Origin of the sequence: Streptomyces albiflavescens, from assembly GCF_014645835.1 — a bacterium.
In the GTDB taxonomy this organism is placed as follows: domain Bacteria; phylum Actinomycetota; class Actinomycetes; order Streptomycetales; family Streptomycetaceae; genus Streptomyces; species Streptomyces albiflavescens.
Map to the genome: position 1 here is coordinate 533194 of NZ_BMMM01000004.1, position 20534 is coordinate 553727.

The 20534-nt window shown below is 69.5% G+C and carries 20 protein-coding genes; 12 read left to right on the forward strand and 8 right to left on the reverse strand.

Going from position 1 to position 20534, the window contains the following annotated elements:
• Nucleotides 1-75 precede the first annotated feature (75 nt).
• The 6 genes from rsmA (at nt 76) to IEY95_RS14790 (ending at nt 8888) form a co-directional block, all read left to right on the forward strand.
• Nucleotides 76-942: a 16S rRNA (adenine(1518)-N(6)/adenine(1519)-N(6))-dimethyltransferase RsmA gene (gene rsmA, locus IEY95_RS14765; RefSeq protein WP_189186434.1), complete on the forward strand. Its 867-nt coding sequence runs from the start codon at nt 76-78 to the stop codon at nt 940-942.
• Entirely contained in the window at nt 943-1836 is an 894-nt protein-coding gene (locus IEY95_RS14770; RefSeq protein ID WP_189186435.1) for a 4-(cytidine 5'-diphospho)-2-C-methyl-D-erythritol kinase, read from the forward strand.
• 225 nt (nt 1837-2061) lie between these two features.
• A complete protein-coding gene (locus IEY95_RS14775; protein WP_189186436.1) occupies nt 2062-3867 on the forward strand; it encodes an ABC-F family ATP-binding cassette domain-containing protein in 1806 nt (601 codons plus the stop codon).
• Between the two features lie 316 nt (nt 3868-4183).
• Complete coding sequence (locus IEY95_RS14780) at nt 4184-6049, forward strand: outer membrane protein assembly factor BamB family protein (protein WP_189186437.1); 1866 nt, start codon at nt 4184-4186, stop codon at nt 6047-6049.
• 58 nt (nt 6050-6107) lie between these two features.
• Nucleotides 6108-7922, forward strand: coding sequence for an outer membrane protein assembly factor BamB family protein (locus IEY95_RS14785; protein ID WP_189186438.1), 1815 nt, complete (start codon nt 6108-6110; stop codon nt 7920-7922).
• Between the two features lie 270 nt (nt 7923-8192).
• The gene (locus IEY95_RS14790) at nt 8193-8888 is read left to right on the forward strand and encodes a helix-turn-helix transcriptional regulator (protein WP_189186439.1); all 696 of its coding nucleotides are present in this window, start codon (nt 8193-8195) and stop codon (nt 8886-8888) included.
• A gap of 183 nt (nt 8889-9071) precedes the next feature.
• Here the strand turns inward: IEY95_RS14790 and IEY95_RS14795 are convergent, their stop codons facing one another.
• Both IEY95_RS14795 and IEY95_RS14800 read right to left on the reverse strand, forming a co-directional pair.
• A complete protein-coding gene (locus tag IEY95_RS14795) occupies nt 9072-9386 on the reverse strand; it encodes a hypothetical protein (RefSeq protein ID WP_189186440.1) in 315 nt (104 codons plus the stop codon).
• Between the two features lie 31 nt (nt 9387-9417).
• The gene (locus IEY95_RS14800; protein ID WP_189186441.1) at nt 9418-11130 is read right to left on the reverse strand and encodes a sodium:solute symporter family protein; all 1713 of its coding nucleotides are present in this window, start codon (nt 11128-11130) and stop codon (nt 9418-9420) included.
• Between the two features lie 190 nt (nt 11131-11320).
• On the opposite strand from IEY95_RS14800, the gene galT reads away from it, so the two are divergent.
• Genes galT through galK form a run of 3 tightly spaced genes read left to right on the forward strand, consistent with a single transcriptional unit; the run spans nt 11321 to nt 14589 of the window.
• On the forward strand, nt 11321-12481 hold the full coding sequence (gene galT, locus IEY95_RS14805) for a galactose-1-phosphate uridylyltransferase (protein ID WP_189186442.1): 1161 nt from the start codon (nt 11321-11323) through the stop codon (nt 12479-12481).
• Nucleotides 12478-13443: a UDP-glucose 4-epimerase GalE gene (galE, locus tag IEY95_RS14810; protein ID WP_189186443.1), complete on the forward strand. Its 966-nt coding sequence runs from the start codon at nt 12478-12480 to the stop codon at nt 13441-13443. Before galT ends, galE begins: the two co-directional genes overlap by 4 nt.
• A gap of 3 nt (nt 13444-13446) precedes the next feature.
• A complete protein-coding gene (galK, locus tag IEY95_RS14815) occupies nt 13447-14589 on the forward strand; it encodes a galactokinase (protein ID WP_189186444.1) in 1143 nt (380 codons plus the stop codon).
• 151 nt (nt 14590-14740) lie between these two features.
• Here the strand turns inward: galK and IEY95_RS14820 are convergent, their stop codons facing one another.
• Nucleotides 14741-15196 (reverse strand): GNAT family N-acetyltransferase, encoded by a 456-nt coding sequence (locus tag IEY95_RS14820; RefSeq protein ID WP_189186524.1) that lies wholly within the window; start codon nt 15194-15196, stop codon nt 14741-14743.
• Between the two features lie 258 nt (nt 15197-15454).
• Here IEY95_RS14820 and IEY95_RS14825 point away from each other — a divergent pair, with 258 nt between their 5' ends.
• The gene (locus tag IEY95_RS14825; RefSeq protein ID WP_189186445.1) at nt 15455-16225 is read left to right on the forward strand and encodes a LuxR C-terminal-related transcriptional regulator; all 771 of its coding nucleotides are present in this window, start codon (nt 15455-15457) and stop codon (nt 16223-16225) included.
• On the opposite strand, the gene tamR is transcribed toward IEY95_RS14825, so the two are convergent.
• Nucleotides 16184-16681 (reverse strand): MarR family transcriptional regulator TamR, encoded by a 498-nt coding sequence (gene tamR / locus IEY95_RS14830; protein ID WP_189186446.1) that lies wholly within the window; start codon nt 16679-16681, stop codon nt 16184-16186. The genes IEY95_RS14825 and tamR overlap by 42 nt on opposite strands.
• A gap of 140 nt (nt 16682-16821) precedes the next feature.
• On the opposite strand from tamR, the gene IEY95_RS14835 reads away from it, so the two are divergent.
• Together IEY95_RS14835 and IEY95_RS14840 are read left to right on the forward strand one after the other, a co-directional pair.
• Nucleotides 16822-17643, forward strand: a complete 822-nt coding sequence (locus IEY95_RS14835) for a trans-aconitate 2-methyltransferase (protein WP_189186447.1) — start codon at nt 16822-16824, stop codon at nt 17641-17643.
• Nucleotides 17643-18011: a VOC family protein gene (locus IEY95_RS14840; RefSeq protein ID WP_189186448.1), complete on the forward strand. Its 369-nt coding sequence runs from the start codon at nt 17643-17645 to the stop codon at nt 18009-18011. The genes IEY95_RS14835 and IEY95_RS14840 overlap by 1 nt, the downstream gene beginning before the upstream one ends.
• Here IEY95_RS14840 and IEY95_RS14845 read toward each other — a convergent pair.
• The 4 genes from IEY95_RS14845 to IEY95_RS14860 are packed head-to-tail and all read right to left on the reverse strand — an operon-like array spanning nt 18001 to nt 20245.
• On the reverse strand, nt 18001-18249 hold the full coding sequence (locus tag IEY95_RS14845; RefSeq protein ID WP_189186449.1) for a type II toxin-antitoxin system RelE family toxin: 249 nt from the start codon (nt 18247-18249) through the stop codon (nt 18001-18003). The genes IEY95_RS14840 and IEY95_RS14845 overlap by 11 nt on opposite strands.
• A complete protein-coding gene (locus tag IEY95_RS14850) occupies nt 18246-18497 on the reverse strand; it encodes a type II toxin-antitoxin system Phd/YefM family antitoxin (protein WP_189186450.1) in 252 nt (83 codons plus the stop codon). The genes IEY95_RS14845 and IEY95_RS14850 overlap by 4 nt, the downstream gene beginning before the upstream one ends.
• A gap of 57 nt (nt 18498-18554) precedes the next feature.
• Entirely contained in the window at nt 18555-19235 is a 681-nt protein-coding gene (locus tag IEY95_RS14855) for a TetR/AcrR family transcriptional regulator (protein ID WP_189186451.1), read from the reverse strand.
• Entirely contained in the window at nt 19232-20245 is a 1014-nt protein-coding gene (locus IEY95_RS14860; protein WP_189186452.1) for an acyl-CoA desaturase, read from the reverse strand. Before IEY95_RS14860 ends, IEY95_RS14855 begins: the two co-directional genes overlap by 4 nt.
• Nucleotides 20246-20534: the final 289 nt, after the last annotated feature.

Genomic DNA, 20534 nt, shown 5'->3' on the forward strand with positions numbered 1-20534 from the left:
GAACTCCGCGACAAGCGCCCCACCCACCCGCACCCGAAAAACCGCAGCGGCCCCCCGCACACGTACCCTTGCCCCGTGACCAGCCCCACCCCCGACGCCCTCCTGGGCCCCGCCGACATCCGCGAACTCGCGGGTGCTCTCGGCGTGCGGCCCACCAAGCAGCGCGGCCAGAACTTTGTGATCGACGCGAACACCGTGCGCCGTATCGTGCGCACCGCGGACGTGCGGCCCGACGACGTGGTCGTGGAGGTGGGTCCCGGGCTCGGCTCGCTGACACTCGCCCTGCTGGAGGTGGCCGAGAGGGTCGTCGCGGTGGAGATCGACGACGTGCTCGCGGGGGCCCTGCCGTCGACCGTCGCGGCCCGCATGCCGGAGCGCGCGGAGCGTTTCGCCCTCGTGCACTCCGACGCGATGCACGTACAGGAACTCCCCGGGCCCGCGCCGACCGCGCTGGTCGCCAACCTCCCGTACAACGTCGCCGTACCCGTTCTGCTGCACATGCTCGACACCTTCCCGGCCATCGAGCGCACGCTCGTGATGGTGCAGGCCGAGGTCGCCGACCGCCTCGCGGCCGCGCCCGGTTCGAAGGTGTACGGCGTCCCGTCCGTGAAGGCGAACTGGTATGCCGAGGTCAAGCGGGCCGGCGCCATCGGGCGGAATGTCTTCTGGCCCGCGCCCAACGTGGACAGCGGGCTCGTTTCGCTCGTCCGCCGGACCGAGCCGATCAAGACCACGGCCACGAAGCGCGAGGTCTTCGCCGTGGTCGACGCCGCCTTCGCCCAGCGGCGCAAGACGCTGCGCGCCGCCCTCGCCGGGTGGGCCGGATCCGCGCCTTTGGCCGAGGCCGCACTCGTCGCCGCGGGGGTCTCGCCGCAGGCCCGCGGGGAGTCCCTGACGGTCGAGGAGTTCGCGCGTATCGCCGAGCACAAGGAGTCCCGGTAAGTGAGCGTGACGGTACGCGTCCCTGCCAAGGTCAATGTCCAGCTCGCGGTCGGCGGCGCCCGCCCCGACGGCTTCCACGACCTGGCCAATGTCTTCCTCGCGGTCGGCCTCTACGACGAGGTGACCGTGACCCCCGCCGAGGAACTGCGCATCACCTGCACGGGGCCGGACGCCGCGCAGGTGCCCCTGGACCGTACGAACCTGGCGGCCCGCGCGGCCCTCGAACTCGCCCGGCGGTACGACCTCGACCCCGCCGTGCATATCCACATCGCCAAGGACATCCCCGTCGCCGGCGGTATGGCCGGCGGCAGCGCGGACGGCGCCGGTGCGCTCCTCGCCTGCGACGCACTGTGGGGCACGGGCGCCTCGCGCGGCGAACTCCTGGACATCTGCGCCGAGTTGGGCAGCGATGTGCCGTTCAGTCTGGTGGGCGGGGCGGCGCTCGGCGTCGGCCGGGGCGAGCAACTGCGGGCGCTGGAGGTCGGCGGGACCTTCCACTGGGTCTTCGCGATGGCCGAGCGGGGGCTGTCGACCCCGGCCGTCTTCCGGGAGTTCGACCGGATGAACGAGGGCGTGCGGATCCCCGAACCCGTCGCCTCGCAGGAGCTGTTCGACGCGTTGAGGAAGGGGGACTCCGACGCTCTCGCGGCCGCGGTCTCCAACGACCTCCAGCCGGCTGCCCTCTCCCTCTTCCCGGCCCTCGCCGACACACTTGCCGCGGGCCGCGCGGCCGGCGCCCTCGCCGCGCTGGTCTCCGGCTCGGGTCCGACCACGGCCTTCCTCGCGCCGGGCGCCGAGTCCGCGAAGACGGTCGCCGAGGCCCTGCTCGCCTCGGGCACCTGCCGCTCGGTGCGGGTCACGGAGAGCCCGGCGCCGGGCGCGACCGTGCTCTGATCTGCGACGTACTCCTCGGACCCGCGGTGCGTACTGCTCCGATCCGCGATACCGCTCGGATCCGCCTATGGCCGAGGCGAACCGGAAGATCCAGGCCCAGCGGGTCGATCTGCTCGACGCCCAGCAGATTGGGCAGGGGCGGAGGGGGCGAAAACCCTCACGGCTCGGCCCCCGTACCGCGCGGACTACCCTTGAGGGTCGATCGTCCCCCTTGTCAGGAGAGAAATGGCCGTCAACCTGGTCAATGTCGAGTCCGTCAGCAAGGTGTACGGCACCCGTGCACTGCTCGACGGAGTCTCCCTCGGCGTCAGCGAGGGCGACCGCATCGGCGTGGTCGGCCGGAACGGCGACGGCAAGACCACCCTCATCCGGATGCTCGCCAAGCTGGAGGAGGCCGACACCGGCCGCGTCACGCACTCCGGCGGCCTGCACCTGGGCGTGCTGACGCAGCACGACTCCCTCGACCCCACGGCCACCGTCCGCCATGAGGTCATCCGTGACCTGGCCGACCACGAGTGGGCGGGCAACGCCAAGATCAGGGACGTACTGACCGGGCTGTTCGGCGGGCTGGACCTGCCCGGTTTCCCGCAGGGGCTGGACACCGTCATCGGCCCCCTCTCGGGTGGAGAGCGCCGCCGCATCGCCCTCGCCAAGCTGCTCATCGAGGAGCAGGACCTGATCATCCTCGACGAGCCCACCAACCATCTGGACGTGGAAGGCATCGCCTGGCTCGCGCAGCATCTGCGCGAGCGCCGCTCGGCCCTTGTCTGCGTCACCCACGACCGGTGGTTCCTGGACCAGGTCAGCACCCGCATGTGGGACGTGCAGAAGGGCGCGGTGTACGAGTACGAGGGTGGCTACTCCGACTACGTCTTCGCGCGTGCCGAGCGCGAGCGCATCGCCGCCACCGAGGAAGTCAAGCGGCAGAACCTCGTGCGCAAGGAGCTGGCCTGGCTGCGGCGCGGGGCGCCCGCCCGCACCTCCAAGCCGCGCTTCCGCGTCGAGGCCGCCAACGAGCTGATCGCGGACGTGCCGCCGCCCCGCGACAAGAGCGAGCTGATGAAGTTCGCCAGCTCGCGGCTCGGCAGGACCGTGTTCGATCTCGAGGACGTGACCGTGCAGGCCGGGCCCAAGGTGCTGCTCAAGCACCTCACCTGGCATCTCGGCCCCGGCGACCGCGTCGGCCTCGTCGGTGTGAACGGCGCCGGCAAGACCTCACTCCTGCGGGCCCTGGCCGAGGCCGCACGCAGTGAGGGGGAGAAGCAGCCCGCCGCCGGGCGGATCGTCACCGGCAAGACCGTCAAGCTGGCCTACCTCTCGCAGGAGGTCGCCGAACTCGACCCGAACTGGCGCGTGTTGCAGGCCGTCCAGGCCGTCCGTGACCGGGTCGACCTCGGCAAGGGCCGTGAGATGACCGCGGGGCAGCTCTGCGAGACGTTCGGCTTCAACAAGGAGAAGCAGTGGACCCCGGTCGGGGACCTCTCCGGCGGTGAGCGTCGTCGGCTGCAGCTCCTGCGGCTCCTGATGGACGAGCCCAACGTCCTCTTCCTCGACGAGCCCACCAACGACCTCGACATCGAGACCCTCACGCAGCTGGAGGACCTGCTCGACGGCTGGCCCGGGTCGATGGTCGTGATCTCCCACGACCGGTTCTTCATCGAGCGGACGACGGACAACGTCTTCGCGCTGCTGGGCGACGGCACGCTGCGGATGCTGCCGCGCGGGATCGACGAGTACCTGGAGCGTCGCAGGAAGATGGAGGAGGTCGCGGCCGCCGCCGTGCTCGCCTCGGTGCCGGCGGCCACCAAGTCCGCCTCCGCGGCCGACACCCGCGCCGCCAAGAAGGAGCTGCAGAAGATCGAGCGGCAGCTGGACAAGATCTCCGAGAAGGAGACCAAGCTGCACACCCAAATCGCCGACAACGCCACCGACTTCGAGCGGGTCGCCAAACTCGACGCGGAATTGCGCGAGTTGGCCGGGGAGCGCGAGGACCTGGAGCTGCGCTGGCTGGAGCTGGCCGAAGACGCCTGAGCGGTCGCGCGGTAGGGCGCGTACGAAGGCGTACGCCTGAAGTGCACGGCGCGACAGTCGAAGTGGGCCCGGCGCGCATGCCGGCGCGGGGCCCGCACGGGCGCCGACGTGCGCCCCGGGTGAAGGGCGCGTGAAGGCGCGTAACGACGGCATCACGGGCCGGTCCTCCCTTGGGAACAGGGGAAGACCGGCCCCCTGTTCATGGGCGCCACAGTGATAGAAAGAGCCGTCTGAGAACAGTCTGAGAACCACTGGGAGAGGCGCGAATCCAGCGCCGCCGGTGGGGCGCCACATCAGTGAAGAGGGGGAAGCGCTGATGAGTCAGCCGCCCAGTCAGCCGCCGCAGGGCGGCTTCGGAGCACCACAGGACCAGCCGCCGGGGGGCGGCTTCGGAGCACCACAGGACCAGCCGCCGGCGGGCGGCTTCGGAGCACCGCAGGACCCGCGGTCGCAGGGCGGCTTCGGCGCGCCCCCCGCCAACACGCCCCAGGGCACGCCCCCTTCGCCGGCGCAGCCGCCCCAGGCCCCCGCGCCCCCGCAGGCTCCGCCCGCCGGTCCTCCGGGGCCCGGTTACGGATACCCCCAGCAGCCCGGCCCCTACGCCCAGCCGGGCCCGTACGGCCAGCCGCAGCAGCCGGGGCCGTACGGGCAGCCCGGCCCCTACGGCCAACCGCCGCAGCCCGGTTACGGATACCCGCCCCAGGCGCAGTACCCGGGCGCGCCCGGCACCCCGCCCCTCGGCGGCGGCTCCAAGAACCCCTTCAAGGGCAGGCCCGCGATGATCATCGGCGCCGCGGTGGCCGCACTGCTCGTGGTCGGCGGCACCGTCTGGGCGATCAGCAGCAGCGGCGGTGACGACGGCAAGAAGCCGGTCGCCGACAAGAGCCCGACCTCCAAGGCCTCCGCCTCCGACGACCCGGTCAACCCCGGTGACGGCAGCGGCAACGGCGGTGAGGACCCCGAGGACCTCAACGCGGACCGCCAGGCCGGTGAGGCGAAGGTGCTCTGGTACAAGCAGGCGCCCGACGCTCCCGGTTCCGGCGCGGACGCCCCCGGTCTGTGGATCACCGACAAGGCCGCGGTGAAGGCGGCGTACAAGCAGGTCTTCGCCTACAACGTCGGGGACGGCAAGCCCACTTGGGACGCGCTGACCTTCCCGCAGAAGATCTGCGCGGTCACCCCGCAGAAGACGTCCGACAACAAGGCCTTCGTGGCGTACATGAGCGGCTCCAGCGACAGCGCCAAGTGCAACCAGCTCCAGGAGATCGACCTCAACACCGGCGCCAAGGGCTGGAGCGGGAAGATCCCCGACGGCGAACTCTTCGACAGCACGCTCACCATCGAGCTGTCCATCACCGGCGACACCCTGACGGTCGGCCGCTCGATGTCCGGCACGGCGTACGACGTGGCCAGCGGCAAGAAGCTGTGGGACAAGGAGAAGTACGGCTCGGGCTGCTACCCGGCCGCGTTCGCGGGCGGCCCCAAGCTGCTGGCCGTCTCGTCCTGCGGCGTCGGCTCCGACACCGAGCACGACGAGGTGCAGGAGCTGGACCCGGCCACCGGCAAGGCCAAGTGGACCACGAAGATCCCCAAGGGCTGGCGGGTCGAGCGTGCGTACTCCGTCGATCCGGTCGTCCTCTACATGACCAATGACGACAAGAAGCGGGTCAACGTCACCACTCTGAAGAACAACGGCGACCTCCGCTCGCAACTGGAGAGCAAGGACGCCTTCGCGCCCGAGTGCGGCTACGCCGTCCTCAACCGTGACCTGTCGGGCTGCTTCGGCACCGCCGCCGACGCCAACACCCTCTATCTGCCGACCGAGGCGAAGACCGGCGCCAACGAGATCGTCGCGTTCAGCCTGGAGACCGGCAAGGAGAAGTGGCGCGTCAAGTCCCCGGCGGACGAGACGATGCTGCCGATGCGGAAGGACGGCACGAATCTCGTCGCGTACGTCGAGCCGTCGTACGACGGCGGTGGCCGGATCGTGTCGATCCCGACGACCGGCAGCAGCCACAGGACCACGAAGCTGCTGCAGATGCCGCAGGGCACCGCGGACATCGAGAACAGCTTCTTCTCGAAGGCGGTCGACTATGTGGACGGGCGCTTCTACATCTCCACCACCCGGCTGACGGGCAATGACGAGACGAAGGAGAAGTTGATGCTGGCCTACGGCAAGTGACCCTCGTCCTCCTCTCGTTCAGACCCGCCATCCCTTCGTATTCCGAGGTACACACGTCATGAGTCAGCCGCCCCCGCCACCGCCGAACCAGCCCCCGCAGGGCGGTTTCGGCGCGCCCCAGGACCCGCCGCCCGGCGGTTTCGGCGCCCCGCAGGACCCGCCCCCGGGCGGTTTCGGCGCCCCGACGCCCCCGCCGCCCGCGCAGGGCCCCGGCTACGGCTACCCGCAGACGCCCGCTCCGCAGTCGCCTCCGCCCGCCCCGCCGCAGCAGCCGTACGGCTACCCCCAGACGCCGCCCCCGGCCCAGCCCGGCTACGGCTACCCGGGCCAGCAGCCGCAGTACGGCACGCAGCAGCAGCCGTACGGCTACCCCCAGCAGACCACGCCGATGCAGCCGCAGGCTCCTCAGGGCGGCGGGCGGAAGTTCAACAGTCAGCTGGTCATCATCGTGGCGGCGGTGGCCGCCGTCGCGCTGATCATCGGCGGCGGTGTCTGGTATGCCAACTTGTCCGGCAAGGACGACGGCAAGAACAACTCGTCCGGTACGAACGGCGGCACCGGCGGCAAGGACGGCAAGGACGGCGGCAAGACCGGCGGCTCCAACGGCAAGGAGAAGGTGCCGTCCAACACCAGCTCCAAGGTGCTGTTCCAGGTGCCCGCGCCCGCCGTGAAGGACGACAGCAGCGTCACCACCGTCGGCTCCTGGCTCACCGACAAGGTGTACGCCAAGAGCGGCAACGCCGAGATCAACGGCTACGACCCCGACTCGGGCGCCAAGCTCTGGACGATCAAGCTCCCCGGCCCGGTGTGCCAGGCCAGCCGCCACAGCACCGAGTCCAACCGGACGGCGATCATCTACGAGCCCGCCATGCCGACCAAGGCGGAGCCCTCGCACGGCTGCAGCCAGCTCGCGGCCCTCGACCTCGACATCGGCAAGAAGCTGTGGACCAAGACGGTCAAGTCCGGTGACCAGCTGATCAGCCTCGACAACGTCACCGTGAGCGCGAACACGGTCGCCGCGGGCAGCACCAGCGGCGGCGCCGCGTTCGACATCGGAAGCGGCAAGCAGCTGTGGGCGCCGAAGCCCACGGACAGCTGCTACGACTCCGGATACGGCGGCGGCGACAAGCTGGTCGCGGTCCGCAAGTGCGGCGAGTACGGCAGCACGCGTCAGCTGCACATCCAGACCATCGACCCGAAGTCCGGGAAGGTGCTCTCCGAGTACAAGATGTCGCCCGGCATCGAGTACGCGAGCGTCGTGTCGACCAACCCGCTGGTCGTCGCCGCCGACGTCGGCGACTCCGCCGGTGACGGCAGCGGCATCTCGGACTTCTTCTCCCTCGACAACAAGACCGGCAAGCTGCGTACGAAGATCTCGGCGCCCGGCAAGACGTACGCCGCCCGGTGCGACGGGATCACCAGGATCGAGTACTGCTCCTCGCTCGCCGTCGGCAACGACAGGCTCTACATCCCGACCGAGGAGCACGACGGCACCGGCGAGTACAGCCAGACCAACGAGATCGTCGCCTTCGACCTGGCCACCGGCAAGCAGACCGGCCAGCGCGCGGACGCGGGTGACGGCTACACCATCACCCCGCTGCGCATGGATGGCGGCAACATCCTGGCGTACAAGCGTCCGCCGTACGACAAGGGCGGGCAGATCGTCACCATCGACGGCACCTCGTTCAAGGAGACCAAGCTCCTGGAGAACCCGGCGACCGAGGCGGTCCGCGACGCGGAGACCACCATGCTCCCGGAGTACGCCGAGATCCTCTACAAGGACGGCCATCTGTACATGTCCGCGGTCTACGCCCACAAGCTGTCGGCCTCGGACGACAAGGAGTACCTGGCGATCGCCTTCGGTACGCGGTAGTCGCGCACGATCGTCCGCGGCGCCCAGTTGGTGAACGCGCTGTTGTGAACGACCCCGCCCCTGGTGCAGGATCCCTGCTCAGGGGCGGGGTCGTTCGCGTACCCCTCATCACTCCCGAATGGGAGGGATTTCGATATTCCGGGGCACTTCTCACCAGTAGGGGAAGCGCAACGTCGAACAAGCGTGTAGCTTCCGGGGGATGGAGAGCCGGGGGGCTCCTAATCCACGGGGAACCAGTGGGGATGCTTGGGGGGACTGGGGGGTTGCCTGATGGGAGTGCGGCTCATGGTGGTCGACGACCACCGACTGCTCGCCGAGGCGTTGGCCTCGGCCTTGAAGCTGCGCGGGCACCGGGTGCTCGCCGCGGCGGCGCCCGCCGCGGGAGCGGCGGAGCTGGTGATCACACGGGCACCCGAGGTGTGCCTGATCGGCACGGCTGCACCGGCCGAGCCGGGGATCTTCGACCCGGTGGTGAAGATCAAACGGGAGCGCCCGCAGGTGGCGGTCCTCGTCCTGGGCCCGGTACCGAACCCACGCGGCATCGCGGCCGCGTTCGCCGCCGGCGCCTCGGGCTACGTACGCCATGACGAACGCATAGAGGGCGTCGAGCGCGCGATCATGAAGGCGAGGGCGGGCGAGGCGGCGGTCGCTCCGCAGCTGTTGCAGGGCGCCTTCAGCGAACTCCTCAACCCTGCCGCCCAGCCGGACGACGAGGGCCAACGCCTGCTCCAGATGCTCACTCCGAGGGAGGTCGAGGTCCTGGTCCGGGTGGCGGACGGTGAGGACACGCGCCTCATCGCCGCCGGAATGGGGATCGCTCCGTCGACGGCCCGGACCCATGTCCAGCGGGTGCTGATGAAGCTGGGGGTGGGGTCGCGGTTGGAGGCGGCGGCGCTGGCGGCGCGGACGGGGTTGCTGGAACGGGCGGGTCCGGTGCCGGCTCCCGTCGACGGGCTCCAGGAGTGAAGCTCCCCTGGCCGGCCCTGGCGAGTCGGCCCCCGGGCGTTGCCGGGGGTTCGTCGCCGGTGATGCGAGACGTGGCCATTCGGTGGCGGAACAGGGCCAGTCGTCCGGCCGGGGAGCCCGAATGATCAACAGTCGTACGGGGCCGGACTTCCGCTCAGTGAACTCCGGCCCCGCACACGGGTGTTACTCCAGGGCCCCCTCGTTCTCGGACGCCGGTGGCACCGGCGGCGTCAGCGGGCGCAGCCAGAGCCAGACCAGGAAGAACACCCCCAGGGCGAGCATGCCGAGCCCCGTCCAGAGGTTGATGTTGACGCCCGCGGCCTTGGCGAGGTTGGCGTCGGAGACGGTGATGCCGGCGATCGTGACGATGACGCCGTAGATCACGAACAGGCCGCCGATCATGAGGCGGATGTCGAAGAGGCGGGTCGCGGTCGCAGACTTCTGCTCCAGCTCGATGACCTCGCGCTGGACGTCGCGGTCGGAGTAATGGTCGGACATGGTTTCTTAAGCCTCCCTCGTCGCAACGAGATCAGAACGAGAACGGGATGTAGCAGGCGGCCGCCAGGATCAACGCGCCCCAGCCCAGTAGGGCCGGCTTGCGGTACCAGGCGTCGTCGCCGGCGGCGGGCGGCTCGGCCATGCCGGGGGAGCGGGTCCCGTAGACGAGGCCTTGAAGGTCCTCCTCCGGCTTCGGTGCGGTGAAGAGCGAGACCGCCACCATGACCACCGCACCGGCCACGAAGCCCGCGATCGCCGAGACGAAGTTGGCGCCCTGGTCGGAGGGGATGTCGATGATGCCCTGCTTGTAGATGACGAAGTAATTGATCATCGCCGCGGTCGTGCCGGCCAGCAGGCCCCAGAAGCCCGACTTCACCGACGCGCGCTTCCAGAACATGCCGATGATGAAGACCACGAACATCGGCACGTTGAAGAAGGAGAACAGTGCCTGCAGGTAGCTCATGATGTTCGAGAAGGACGACGCCAGGAACGCCGTGCCCATCGACGCCAGGACGCCGAGCACCGTGATCAGGCGGCCGAAGCGGACGTAGTAGCCGTCCTCCCGTCCTCTGACCACGTACTTCGCCCAGATGTCCGTCGTGAAGACCGTGTTGAAGGACGAGACGTTGGCCGCCATGCCCGCCATGAAGGCAGCGAGGAGCCCCGTCACCGCGATGCCGAGAACGCCGTTCGGCAACAGCTCCTGCATCAGATAGGGGATCGCGTCGTTGTACTGCAGGTCCGAGCCGCTCGTGCCGATCTTCGGGACCAGGACGGCCGCCACCAGGCCCGGGATCATCACCAGGAAGACGATGAAGATCTTCGGGTACGCGGCAATCAGCGGGGTGCGCTGGGCCGCGGAGAGGTTCTTGGCCGACAGCGCGCGCTGGACCTCGGCGAAGTTCGTCGTCCAGTAGCCGAAGGAGAGCACGAAACCGAGGCCGAGCACGATGGTCAGCCAGTTCGCGCCCAGCGGGTTGTCGCTGCCGATGCCTGTGCCGCCCCACGCGGTCGTGAAGTTGGCGCCGTGGGTCTTGTCGAGGGAGTTCGTCAGGCCGTCCCAGCCGCCCACCCGCTTCAGTCCGAGCGCGGCGATCGGGATCAGCGCGGCGAGGATGACGAAGAACTGCAGTACTTCGTTGTAGATGGCGGAGGACAGGCCGCCGAGCGTGATGTACGCCAGGACGAAGAGTCCGGCCACCACGATCGCCACCCACTGCGGCCAGCCGAGCAGAGCCTCGACGACGATCGCGAGCGAGTAGAGATTGACGCCTGCGATCAGGATGGCGGCGCAGGCGAACAGGATCGAACTCAGCAGGTGCGCCCATTTGTCGAAGCGCAGCAGCAGGAACTCGGGGACCGAGCGGACCTTGGAGCCGTAGTAGAAGGGCATCATCACCAGGCCGAGGAAGACCATGGCGGGGATGGCGCCGATCCAGTACCAGTGCACGGTGTAGACGCCGTACTGGGCGCTGTTGGCGGCCATGCCCAGGATCTCGGTGGCGCCCAGGTTGGCGGAGATGAACGCGAGTCCGGTGACCCACGCGGGCAGTGAGCGCCCTGAGAGGAAGAAGTCGAGGCTCGTCTTGACCGAGCGGCGGGCGGCGAAACCGATGCCGAGGACGGCGACGAAGTAGATCGCCAGGATCGTGTAGTCGAGGCCGTTGGTGGGGAGCCGGAGCCCGGCGGCGAGATGGATGTCCGGTTCGGCGAGGAACGTGGGGGATTGTGTGGGGGACTGCATAAGAACTCGCTTCGTCTCGCTTCGTTGCGCGAACTGATCAAGAGCGGAACCTACGCCTCCGCGTTCAAGAAATGAACACTTTTGATGGTGCCCTTTGTTTGATTGTGATGTTGACGAGGGTGGTGATATGTGGTTTGTTGTGTTCGGTTCTGTTTGAAGATTTGAATGGGTGCGGATGGGGAGTCCGACTGTGAAGAAGACCTCGACCCGGCTCGCCGACGGTCGTGAGCTCATCTACTACGACTCACGCGACGACGTGGTGCGTGACGCGGTGGATCGGCGCCCGCTCGACCCGACCGTCACCACTTCGGAGGTACGCCGCGACCCGCTGCTCGGCGATTCGGTCGCGATCGCCTCGCACCGCCAGGGCCGTACGTACCACCCGCCGGCGAACGAATGCCCCCTGTGCCCCTCCTCCGGCGACCGGCTGAGCGAGATCCCCGACTCCTCGTACGACGTCGTGGTCTTCGAGAACCGCTTCCCCTCACTGGCCGGTGACTCCGGCCGCTGCGAGGTCGTCTGCTTCACCTCCGACCACGACGCGTCCTTCGCCGATCTCACGGAGGATCAGGCGCGACTGGTGCTGGAAGCGTGGACGGACCGGACCGCCGAGCTGTCCCACCACTCCTCCGTCGAACAGGTCTTCTGCTTCGAGAACCGCGGCGCCGAGATCGGCGTGACCCTCGGCCACCCCCACGGACAGATCTACGGCTACCCCTTCACCACCCCGCGCACCGCGCTGATGCTGCGTTCGCTGGCGGCCCACAAGGAGGCGACCGGCGGGGAGAACCTCTTCGACGAGGTCGTCGCGCGCGAGGTGGCGGACGGCTCCCGGGTCGTCCTGTCGAGTGACCACTGGGTGGCCTTCGTGCCGTACGCGGCGCACTGGCCGTACGAGGTCCACCTCTATCCGCGGCGCCGCGTGCCCGACCTGCTCGGCCTCGACGAGGACGCGCGCACAGAATTCCCCCAGGTCTATCTGGAACTCTTGAGGCGCTTCGACCGGATCTTCGATGGGCGGGGTGGCGGGAAAGAAGGGGCGCGGGGTGGCGGGAAAGAAGGGGCGCGGGGTGGCGGGAAAGAAGGGGCGCCGGGTGGAGGGAAGGAAGGGGCGGGCGAGCCTCCGACGCCGTACATCGCCGCCTGGCACCAGGCGCCCTTCGGCGCGCTGGAGGACTTCGAGGGCGTCAACCGCGACGACTTCGCGCTTCACCTTGAGCTTTTCACCATTCGCCGCACTTCCGGCAAGCTGAAGTTTCTCGCGGGTTCCGAATCCGGCATGAGCGTGTTCATCAACGACGTGCCGCCGGAGACCGCGGCCCAGCGACTGCGAGAGGTAGCGAGTTCATGAGTGGGAAGTACCTGGTCACCGGTGGCGCGGGCTATGTGGGCAGTGTGGTCGCGCAGCACCTGATCGAGGCGGGCCACGAGGTCGTCGTACTGGACAACCTCTCGACGGGCTTCCGGGAGGGCGTGCCGGCGGGTGCTTCGTTCGTGGAGGGCGACATCCGGGACGCGGCCAAGTGGCTGGACTCCTCGTTCGACGCCGTGCTCCACTTCGCCGCGTTCTCACAGGTCGGCGAGTCGGTCGTGAAGCCCGAGAAGTACTGGGACAACAACGTCGGCGGCACGATGGCGCTGCTCGCCGCGATGCGCGAGGCGGGCGTCCGCAAGCTGGTCTTCTCCTCCACGGCGGCGACGTACGGCGAACCGGAGACGACGCCGATCGTCGAGTCGGCGCCCACCAGGCCCACCAACCCCTACGGCGCCTCGAAGCTCGCCGTCGACCACATGATCACCGGCGAGGCGGCGGCGCACGGACTGGGCGCGGTATCGCTGCGCTACTTCAACGTGGCGGGCGCATACGGGGCGTGCGGGGAGCGCCACGACCCCGAGTCGCATTTGATCCCCCTGGTCCTCCAGGTCGCGCAGGGCCGCCGCGACGCCATCTCGATCTACGGCGACGACTACCCGACGCCGGACGGCACGTGCATCCGTGACTACATCCACGTCGCGGACCTGGCGGAAGCCCACCTCCTGGCGCTGAAGGCGGCCACTCCCGCCGAACACCTGATCTGCAACCTCGGCAACGGCAACGGTTTCTCCGTCCGCGAGGTCATCGAGACGGTGCGACAGGTGACAGGGCACCCGATCCCCGAGGCCGTGGCCCCGCGCCGCGGCGGCGACCCGGCGGTGCTGGTGGCTTCCGCGGCCACCGCCCGGGAGCGACTCGGCTGGAACCCGTCCCGCGCGGATCTCGCGGGGATCGTCGCGGACGCGTGGGAGTTCGCACAAAACGTAGCGAAGGGATGACAAGTGGGGGTACGTGAGGGCTTCGAGGAGCTGTACGGAACGGCTCCCGAGGGCGTGTGGGCCGCGCCGGGCCGGGTCAACCTGATCGGCGAGTACACGGACTTCAACGAGGGGTTCGTGATGCCGCTCGCCCTGCCGCACACCGCGGTGGCGGCGGTGTCGCGCCGCTCCGACGGCGTCCTGCGGCTCCACTCGGCGGACATCGAGGGGCCGATCGTCGAGCTGGACGTGGACGCGCTGGAACCACTGACGAACACCAGCTGGGCCGCGTACCCGGCGGGCGTCGTCTGGGTCCTGCGCGAGGCGGGGCACGCGATCGCCGGCGCGGACGTCCACCTGGCCTCGACGGTGCCGACGGGCGCGGGCCTGTCGTCGTCGGCGGCACTGGAGGTGGTCACCGCCCTGGCCCTCAACGACCTCTACGAACTGGGCCTGTCCGGCCCGGAGCTGGCGATCATCGCCCAGCGCGCCGAGAACGACTTCGTCGGCGTCCCCTGCGGCGTGATGGACCAGACGGCGTCCGCGTGCTGCACCGAGGGCCACGCCGTGCACCTCGACTGCCGCGACCTGTCGATCCGCCAGATCCCCTTCGACCTGCCCGCCCACGGCCTGGAACTCCTGGTCGTCGACACCCGCGTGAAGCACGCGCTGGGCGACGGGGCGTACGCGGAGCGGCGGGAAGGGTGCGAGGAGGGGGCGCGGCAGCTGGGTGTCTCCCACCTCCGTGACGTCGCGTACGAGGAGTTGGACGCGGCGCTGGCCCGTCTCTCCGACGAGCGCGTACGCCGCTACGTCCGCCATGTCGTCTCCGACGACCACCGTGTGGAGCGGGTCGTCGCGCTGCTGGACGCGGGCGACGTCCGGGCGATTGGCCCCGTCCTCACCGACGGCCACGCGTCCCTGCGGGACGACCTGCGGATCTCCTGCCCGGAGCTGGACCTGGTCGTCGACACCGCCAACTCCTCCGGTGCCCTGGGCGCCCGGATGACGGGCGGCGGCTTCGGCGGCTCGGCGATCGTCCTCGCTGAGGCGTCCGACAAGGACACGATCGCCAAGGCCATTGAGGAGGCCTTCGCCGCGGCGGGCTTCACGGCTCCGCGTGTGTTCCCGGCGGTACCTTCGGCAGGGGCACGGCGTTTGGCCTGAGGGTTTCTTCGCCCCCTCCGCCCCTACCCGTCCCGTACTGGGGGCTGCGCCCCCAGACCCCCGCTCAAAAGATCGCGCAGTTCCCCGCGCCCCTTTCGGGGGGCGCGGGGAACTGCGCGAACAAGGTCCTCCGCGCCCTCGGCCCTTCCCCTCAGCCCAAGCGCTTCGTCAGCGTGTACTCCGTGATCCCCGGCGGATAATCCGGAATCACGCACACCACCTCGTACCCCCGCTTCTTGTAGAAGCCGGGGGCCTGGAAGTCCCAGGTCTCCAGACGGGCGTTGCGGCAGCCGCGCTCGGCGGTGGCCATGTGCTCGGCCTCGGTCAGAAGACGGGAGCCGAGGCCCGAGCCCCGGTGGCTGTCGTCGACCCACAGGTAGGTCACGTGCAGCCAGGTCGTCCAGGTGTGACCGACGAGCCCGCCGGCGAGGGCGCCCGTGGAGTCCAAGGCCCAGACATGGAGCGGAAGTTCGCGTTCACCTGGGGTTCCGCGCAGGGCGCGGAGGACCGGAGACGCCGCGGTGTTGGTGTCCAGCAGGCGCCGGCGGAGCAGATCGCGCCGTTCTCTGTCGTCTCCTGTCTCAATACGAAACATACGGCTCACCATAAACGCGCTGGCCAACCAGTTCTGCAAATAACCTTCCGCTCCGGGTCCCCGGCCTTACCCTGATGAACAGCGCCGGTGGGGGCCGGTGCTGATCAGGGGGCGAGACAGTCGGGTACGACGCCCGAAGTGGGGGTAGCAGTTCCAGCACGGCGGCGGCCGTGCGGCTGCGGCACCCTGCTTTCCGAGTCGTCAGCGGACTCGGGATCACTTCGGGCGCCGTACCCGCACCGACCGTCCCCCGACAGTGGGGGTTTCAGAGTGGTTCGCATCCGAGTACTGGTCGTCGACGACCACCGCATCTTCGCCGAGTCGCTCGCTGCCGCCCTCGCGGCCGAGCCCGACGTCGACGTGTCCGCAGCGGGCAGCGGTCCCGCCGCACTGCGCTGCCTGGAGCGCGCGGCGGCGGAAGGCCGCCGGTTCGATGTGCTGCTCGTCGACGCGGACCTGGGCGGCAGTCTGCCCGGCATGCGTCCGGCGGCCGTGCCCGTCCAGGAGAGCAACGAGGACGGGCTGGTGGACGGGATCTCGCTCGTCGCCGGTGTCCGTTCCGGGCAGCCGAGCGTACGGACCGTCGTGCTGGCCGAGAAGGACGACCCGCGCAGGGCCGCGCTTGCCCTGCAGGCGGGGGCCTCGGGGTGGGTTGCCAAGGATTGTTCGTTGTCCCGGCTGCTCACTGTCATCCGTGGGGTGTTGCGGGACGAGACCCACCTTCCGCCCGCCCTCCTCACCGGCGTACTGCGCGAGTTGACCGCCGCGCGCAAGCACCGCACCGAGAGCGAACGGCTCGTCGAGTCGCTCACGCCCCGGGAGCGGGAAGTGCTGAGGTGCATGGTCGCCGGGCTGGGGAGGAAGGCCGTCGCCGAGCGGCTGTTCCTGTCGCCGCACACCGTCCGTACCCATATGCAGAACGTGCTCGGAAAGTTGGGCGTGCACTCGACTCTCGCCGCCGTGGCGCTTGCCCGCCGTGCCGGGGTCGGACCCGTCGACCTAACCGGGGATGTTGTCGAACGGGGCGGTCAACTGGCGTAGCAGGCCCGCCAGTTCGAGGCGCTGGGCCCTGCTGAGTTCCGCCAGGATCGCGCGCTCCTGATCGAGGAGACCGGCCAGCGCCTGGTCGGCGCGGTCGCGGCCCTCGTCCGTCAGGCGTACGAGCACGCCCCTGCGGTCGCTCGGGTCGGGGAGGCGCTCCACCAGGCCCTTCTTCGTCAGCCGGTCGATGCGGTTCGTCATCGTGCCCGAGGTGACGAGTGTCTGGGTGAGCAGTTGGCCGGGCGAGAGCTGATACGGCGATCCCGCGCGCCTGAGCGCCGTCAGGACGTCGAACTCCCAGGGCTCCAGGCTGTGCTCGGAGAACGCCAGGCGGCGGGCACGGTCCAAGTGCCGGGCCAGTCTGCTCACCCGGCTGAGCACCTCTAGTGGCTCCACGTCGAGGTCCGGGCGCTCCCGGCGCCACGCAGAGACCAGCCGATCGACCTCGTCCTCCATGACGATCAGTGTAATGGTTGTGTCGACATGAAGTCTCTTGATGTAGAGTATCTTGAAGTCAAGATAATTCTCGCGGCAGCTCGATCAGTTCTCGAGACAGTCCTCACGATGGTTTCCCTGCTCTCCAGGAGGCCCCACTCATGTCCGCCGCCACCACCCCCAGCTGGGACCCGAGCCAGTACCTGCGCCACGCGCAGCACCGTGCCCGCCCCTTCGCCGACCTCCTCGCCCACGTCCCGGCGTTGCCCCGCGACCCGGCCCGCATCGCCGACCTCGGCTGCGGCCCCGGCAACGTCACGACCCAGCTCGCCGAACGCTGGCCCGCCGCGCACATCACCGGCTACGACAACTCCCCGGAGATGCTCGCCAGGACCAAGGAGTACGCCGGTCCCACGGCCGGCGGCGGCCGGCTCGACTTCGCCCAAGCCGACCTCACGCACTGGGCGCCCCCGGAGACGTACGACCTGATCGTCTCGAACGCGGCGCTCCAGTGGGTGCCGGGGCATCTGGAGTCCTTCCCGGCCTGGCTCGACGCGCTCGCCCCCGGCGGCGCCTTCGCCTTCCAGGTCCCCAACAACATCGACGCGCCCCTGCACGCCCTGATGCGCGAACTCGCTGCCACCGCCCGTTGGAAGGACCTGCTCGACGGCGTCCTGCGCCACGAGGACTCGGTCCACGACCCGCTGGTCTACCTGGACCGGCTGGCCCGGCTCGGCTGCGAGGCGGACGTCTGGGAGACGACGTACATGCAGCTCCTGCCGGGCGAGGACCCGGTGCTGGACTGGGCGAAGGGCACGGGGTTGCGGCCCGCCCTCACGGCCCTCGCGGACGACCCGGAGGCCCGGGACGCCTTCGTGGACGCATACCGGGACCTGCTGCGCGACGCCTATCCGACGGAGCCGTACGGGACGGTGCTCCCCTTCCGCCGGCTGTTCGTCGTGGCCAGGAAGGCCGCTGCCTGATGCTCGCCGCCGTCGATCATGTGCAGCTCGCCGCGCCCCCGGGGTCCGAGGATCGGCTGCGGAGGTACTACGTCGAGGTCCTCGGGATGAGCGAGATGCCCAAGCCGCCGCCGCTGGCCGCGCGCGGGGGCTGCTGGTTCCGGGCGGGGGCCGTGCAGCTCCACCTGGGGATCGAGGACGACTTCCGGCCCGCGAAGAAGGCGCACCCGGGGCTGCGGGTGACCGGGATCGAGGCGTACGCCGCACGGCTGGCCGCCCACGGGGCGCTCGTCACCTGGGACGGCGACCTCCCCGGGCACCGGCGCTTCTACTCCGAGGACCCCGTCGGCAACCGCCTGGAGTTCCTGGAGCCGGTCGTCAGGGCGTGAGGCCCAGGTGGGTGACGAGGATGCGGATCACGTCGTCGTCGATGACATACAGAACCCGGTAATCGTCGACGCGTAGGCGGCGGATGTTCGGGCCATAGGCGGTGGAGTTCGTCGGGCGCGGTGTCTTGGCGAGTGTGTCGACGGCTTCGTAGACGGCAGCGAGCCCGGCCGGGTCGTCCTTGAGGAATCGCACCGCCGCGTTCGTGGCGGCCGGTTCCCAGATGATGCTGTAGGTCACGGACGCAGCCCCAGCATGCGTCCGACCTCCTCGTGCGGGATGCCTTCGCCGAGTGCGCCCTCAGCCTTGCGCCGCTGGTAATCGGCGACGGCGAGGGCGTCTTCGAGATCCTCTATCACCTGGGGAGAGACGAGGAGCGCGGCGACGTGGCCGTGGTCGGTGAGGGCGATGGTCTCCCGGCCGTGAGCGGCGCGACGCACGAGGTCGCCGAGCTGGGAGCGGGCCGCACTGATCGCGATCTCGGTCATGCGCGGATAGTGCCACAAGGTGAATGTTGTGGTCAATCCTGCCCCATGGCTCCACTCTCAGCTCTTGCGATGTCCTATCAAGCGCGGCTTCGGCTCCAGGCCGTCCAGGCCGTGCCAGGCGAGGTTCACCAGATGGGCGGCGACCTCGGCCTTGCGGGGCTTGCGGACGTCGAGCCACCACTGGCCCGTCAGCGCGACCATGCCGACCAGGGCCTGGGCGTACAGCGGGGCCAGCTTCGGGTCGAAGCCACGGCTCTTGAACTCGCGGCCCAGGATGTCCTCCACCTGGGTGGCGATGTCGGAGATGAGCGAGGCGAAGGAGCCCGTCGACTGGGGGATGGGGGAGTCGCGGACCAGGATGCGGAAGCCGTCCGTGTACTCCTCGATGTAGTCCAGGAGGGCGAACGCGGCCTGTTCGCAGAGCTCACGGGGGTGGCCCGCGGTCAGCGAACCCGTCACCATGTCCAGCAGACGGCGCATCTCGCGGTCCACCACCACCGCGTACAGGCCCTCCTTGCCGCCGAAGTGCTCGTACACCACCGGCTTGGAGACGCCGGCCTTCGCCGCGATCTCCTCCACCGACGTGCCCTCGAAGCCCTTGGCCGCGAACAGGGTGCGGCCGATCTCCAGCAGCTGCTGACGGCGCTCGGCGCCGGTCATGCGGGTGCGGCGCGCGCGCCGAGGCTTCTCATTGCTGCTCGAGGTGCTGCTGGAGTCGGTCGCCACGCCGTCAATCATGCCGCTTCGGCGGGTTCCGTCTTGCGTCGGGAGCCGGTCCCGTCGGTATTGCGGCGGGAATCGATACGCGAGCGTGACGGCCAGCGCACGTCGTACGCCCAGCCCAGCTGCTCGCACCAGCGGATGATCCGGGCCGAGGAGTCCAGCTGGCCGCGCTCCACGCCGTGCCGCGCGGAGGTCGGGTCGGCGTGGTGCAGGTTGTGCCAGGACTCGCCGCAGGAGAGCACGGCCAGCCACCACACGTTGCCCGAACGGTCACGCGACTTGAAGGGGCGCTTGCCCACCGCGTGGCAGATCGAGTTGATCGACCAGGTCACATGGTGCAGCAGTGCCACCCGAACGAGTGAGCCCCAGAAGAAACCGGTGAACGCGCCCCACCACGACATCGTCGCCAGACCGCCGATCAGCGGGGGAAGGGCCAGGGAGAGCATGGTCCAGTAGATGAACTGACGCGAGATCGCGCGGATCGCCGGGTCCTTGATCAGATCCGGTGCGTACTTCTCCTGCGGGGTCTGCTCCTCGTCGAACATCCAGGCGATGTGCGCCCACCACAGGCCCTTCATCAGCGCCGGAACCGTCTCGCCGAAGCGCCATGGTGAATGCGGGTCGCCCTCCGCGTCGGAGAACTTGTGGTGCTTGCGGTGGTCGGCGACCCAGCGCACGAGGGGCCCCTCCACCGCCATCGAACCGGCGATGGCGAGCGCGATCCGCAGCGGGCGTTTCGCCTTGAAGGAACCGTGCGTGAAGTAGCGGTGGAAGCCGATCGTGATGCCGTGGCAGCCCAGGTAGTAGAAGAAGACCAGCAGGCCGAGATCCAGCCAGCTCACCCCCCAGCCCCAGGCCAGAGGCACCGCTGCGACCAGCGCCAGGAACGGGACGGTGATGAAGAGGAGAAGTGTGATCTGTTCGAGTGACCGCTTCTGCTCGCCGCCCAGTGTGGCGGAGGGGAGCGGAGTGCCGCCGTCGTTCCCCTGCGGGGCGTCGTCGATCACATCGGAGCTCGTGGTCATGGGCGTCCCCTGTGGGGTTCGAGGGTGAAGGCAGATGTCCGGGGAGAGGGTTGAGCCAGAAGTCCGGGGTACGGATCCCAGGGTCCTCCCGTCATCTGACGAGAGTACCTACGCTTCCGTAACCTACGGCGTCGTAAGTATGGCAGCGCGTAGCCCGGCGGCAAGAGCCCGTGAGCCTGCGCGCCCGCATGGACACCTATCCTTGGAGTCGGTCGGACAGCGCGGTCCGTTCTGATTTCTTCCCGGATGCCACGTGCCTAAGCGGCACCCGCCGCGCGGTCACCACCCG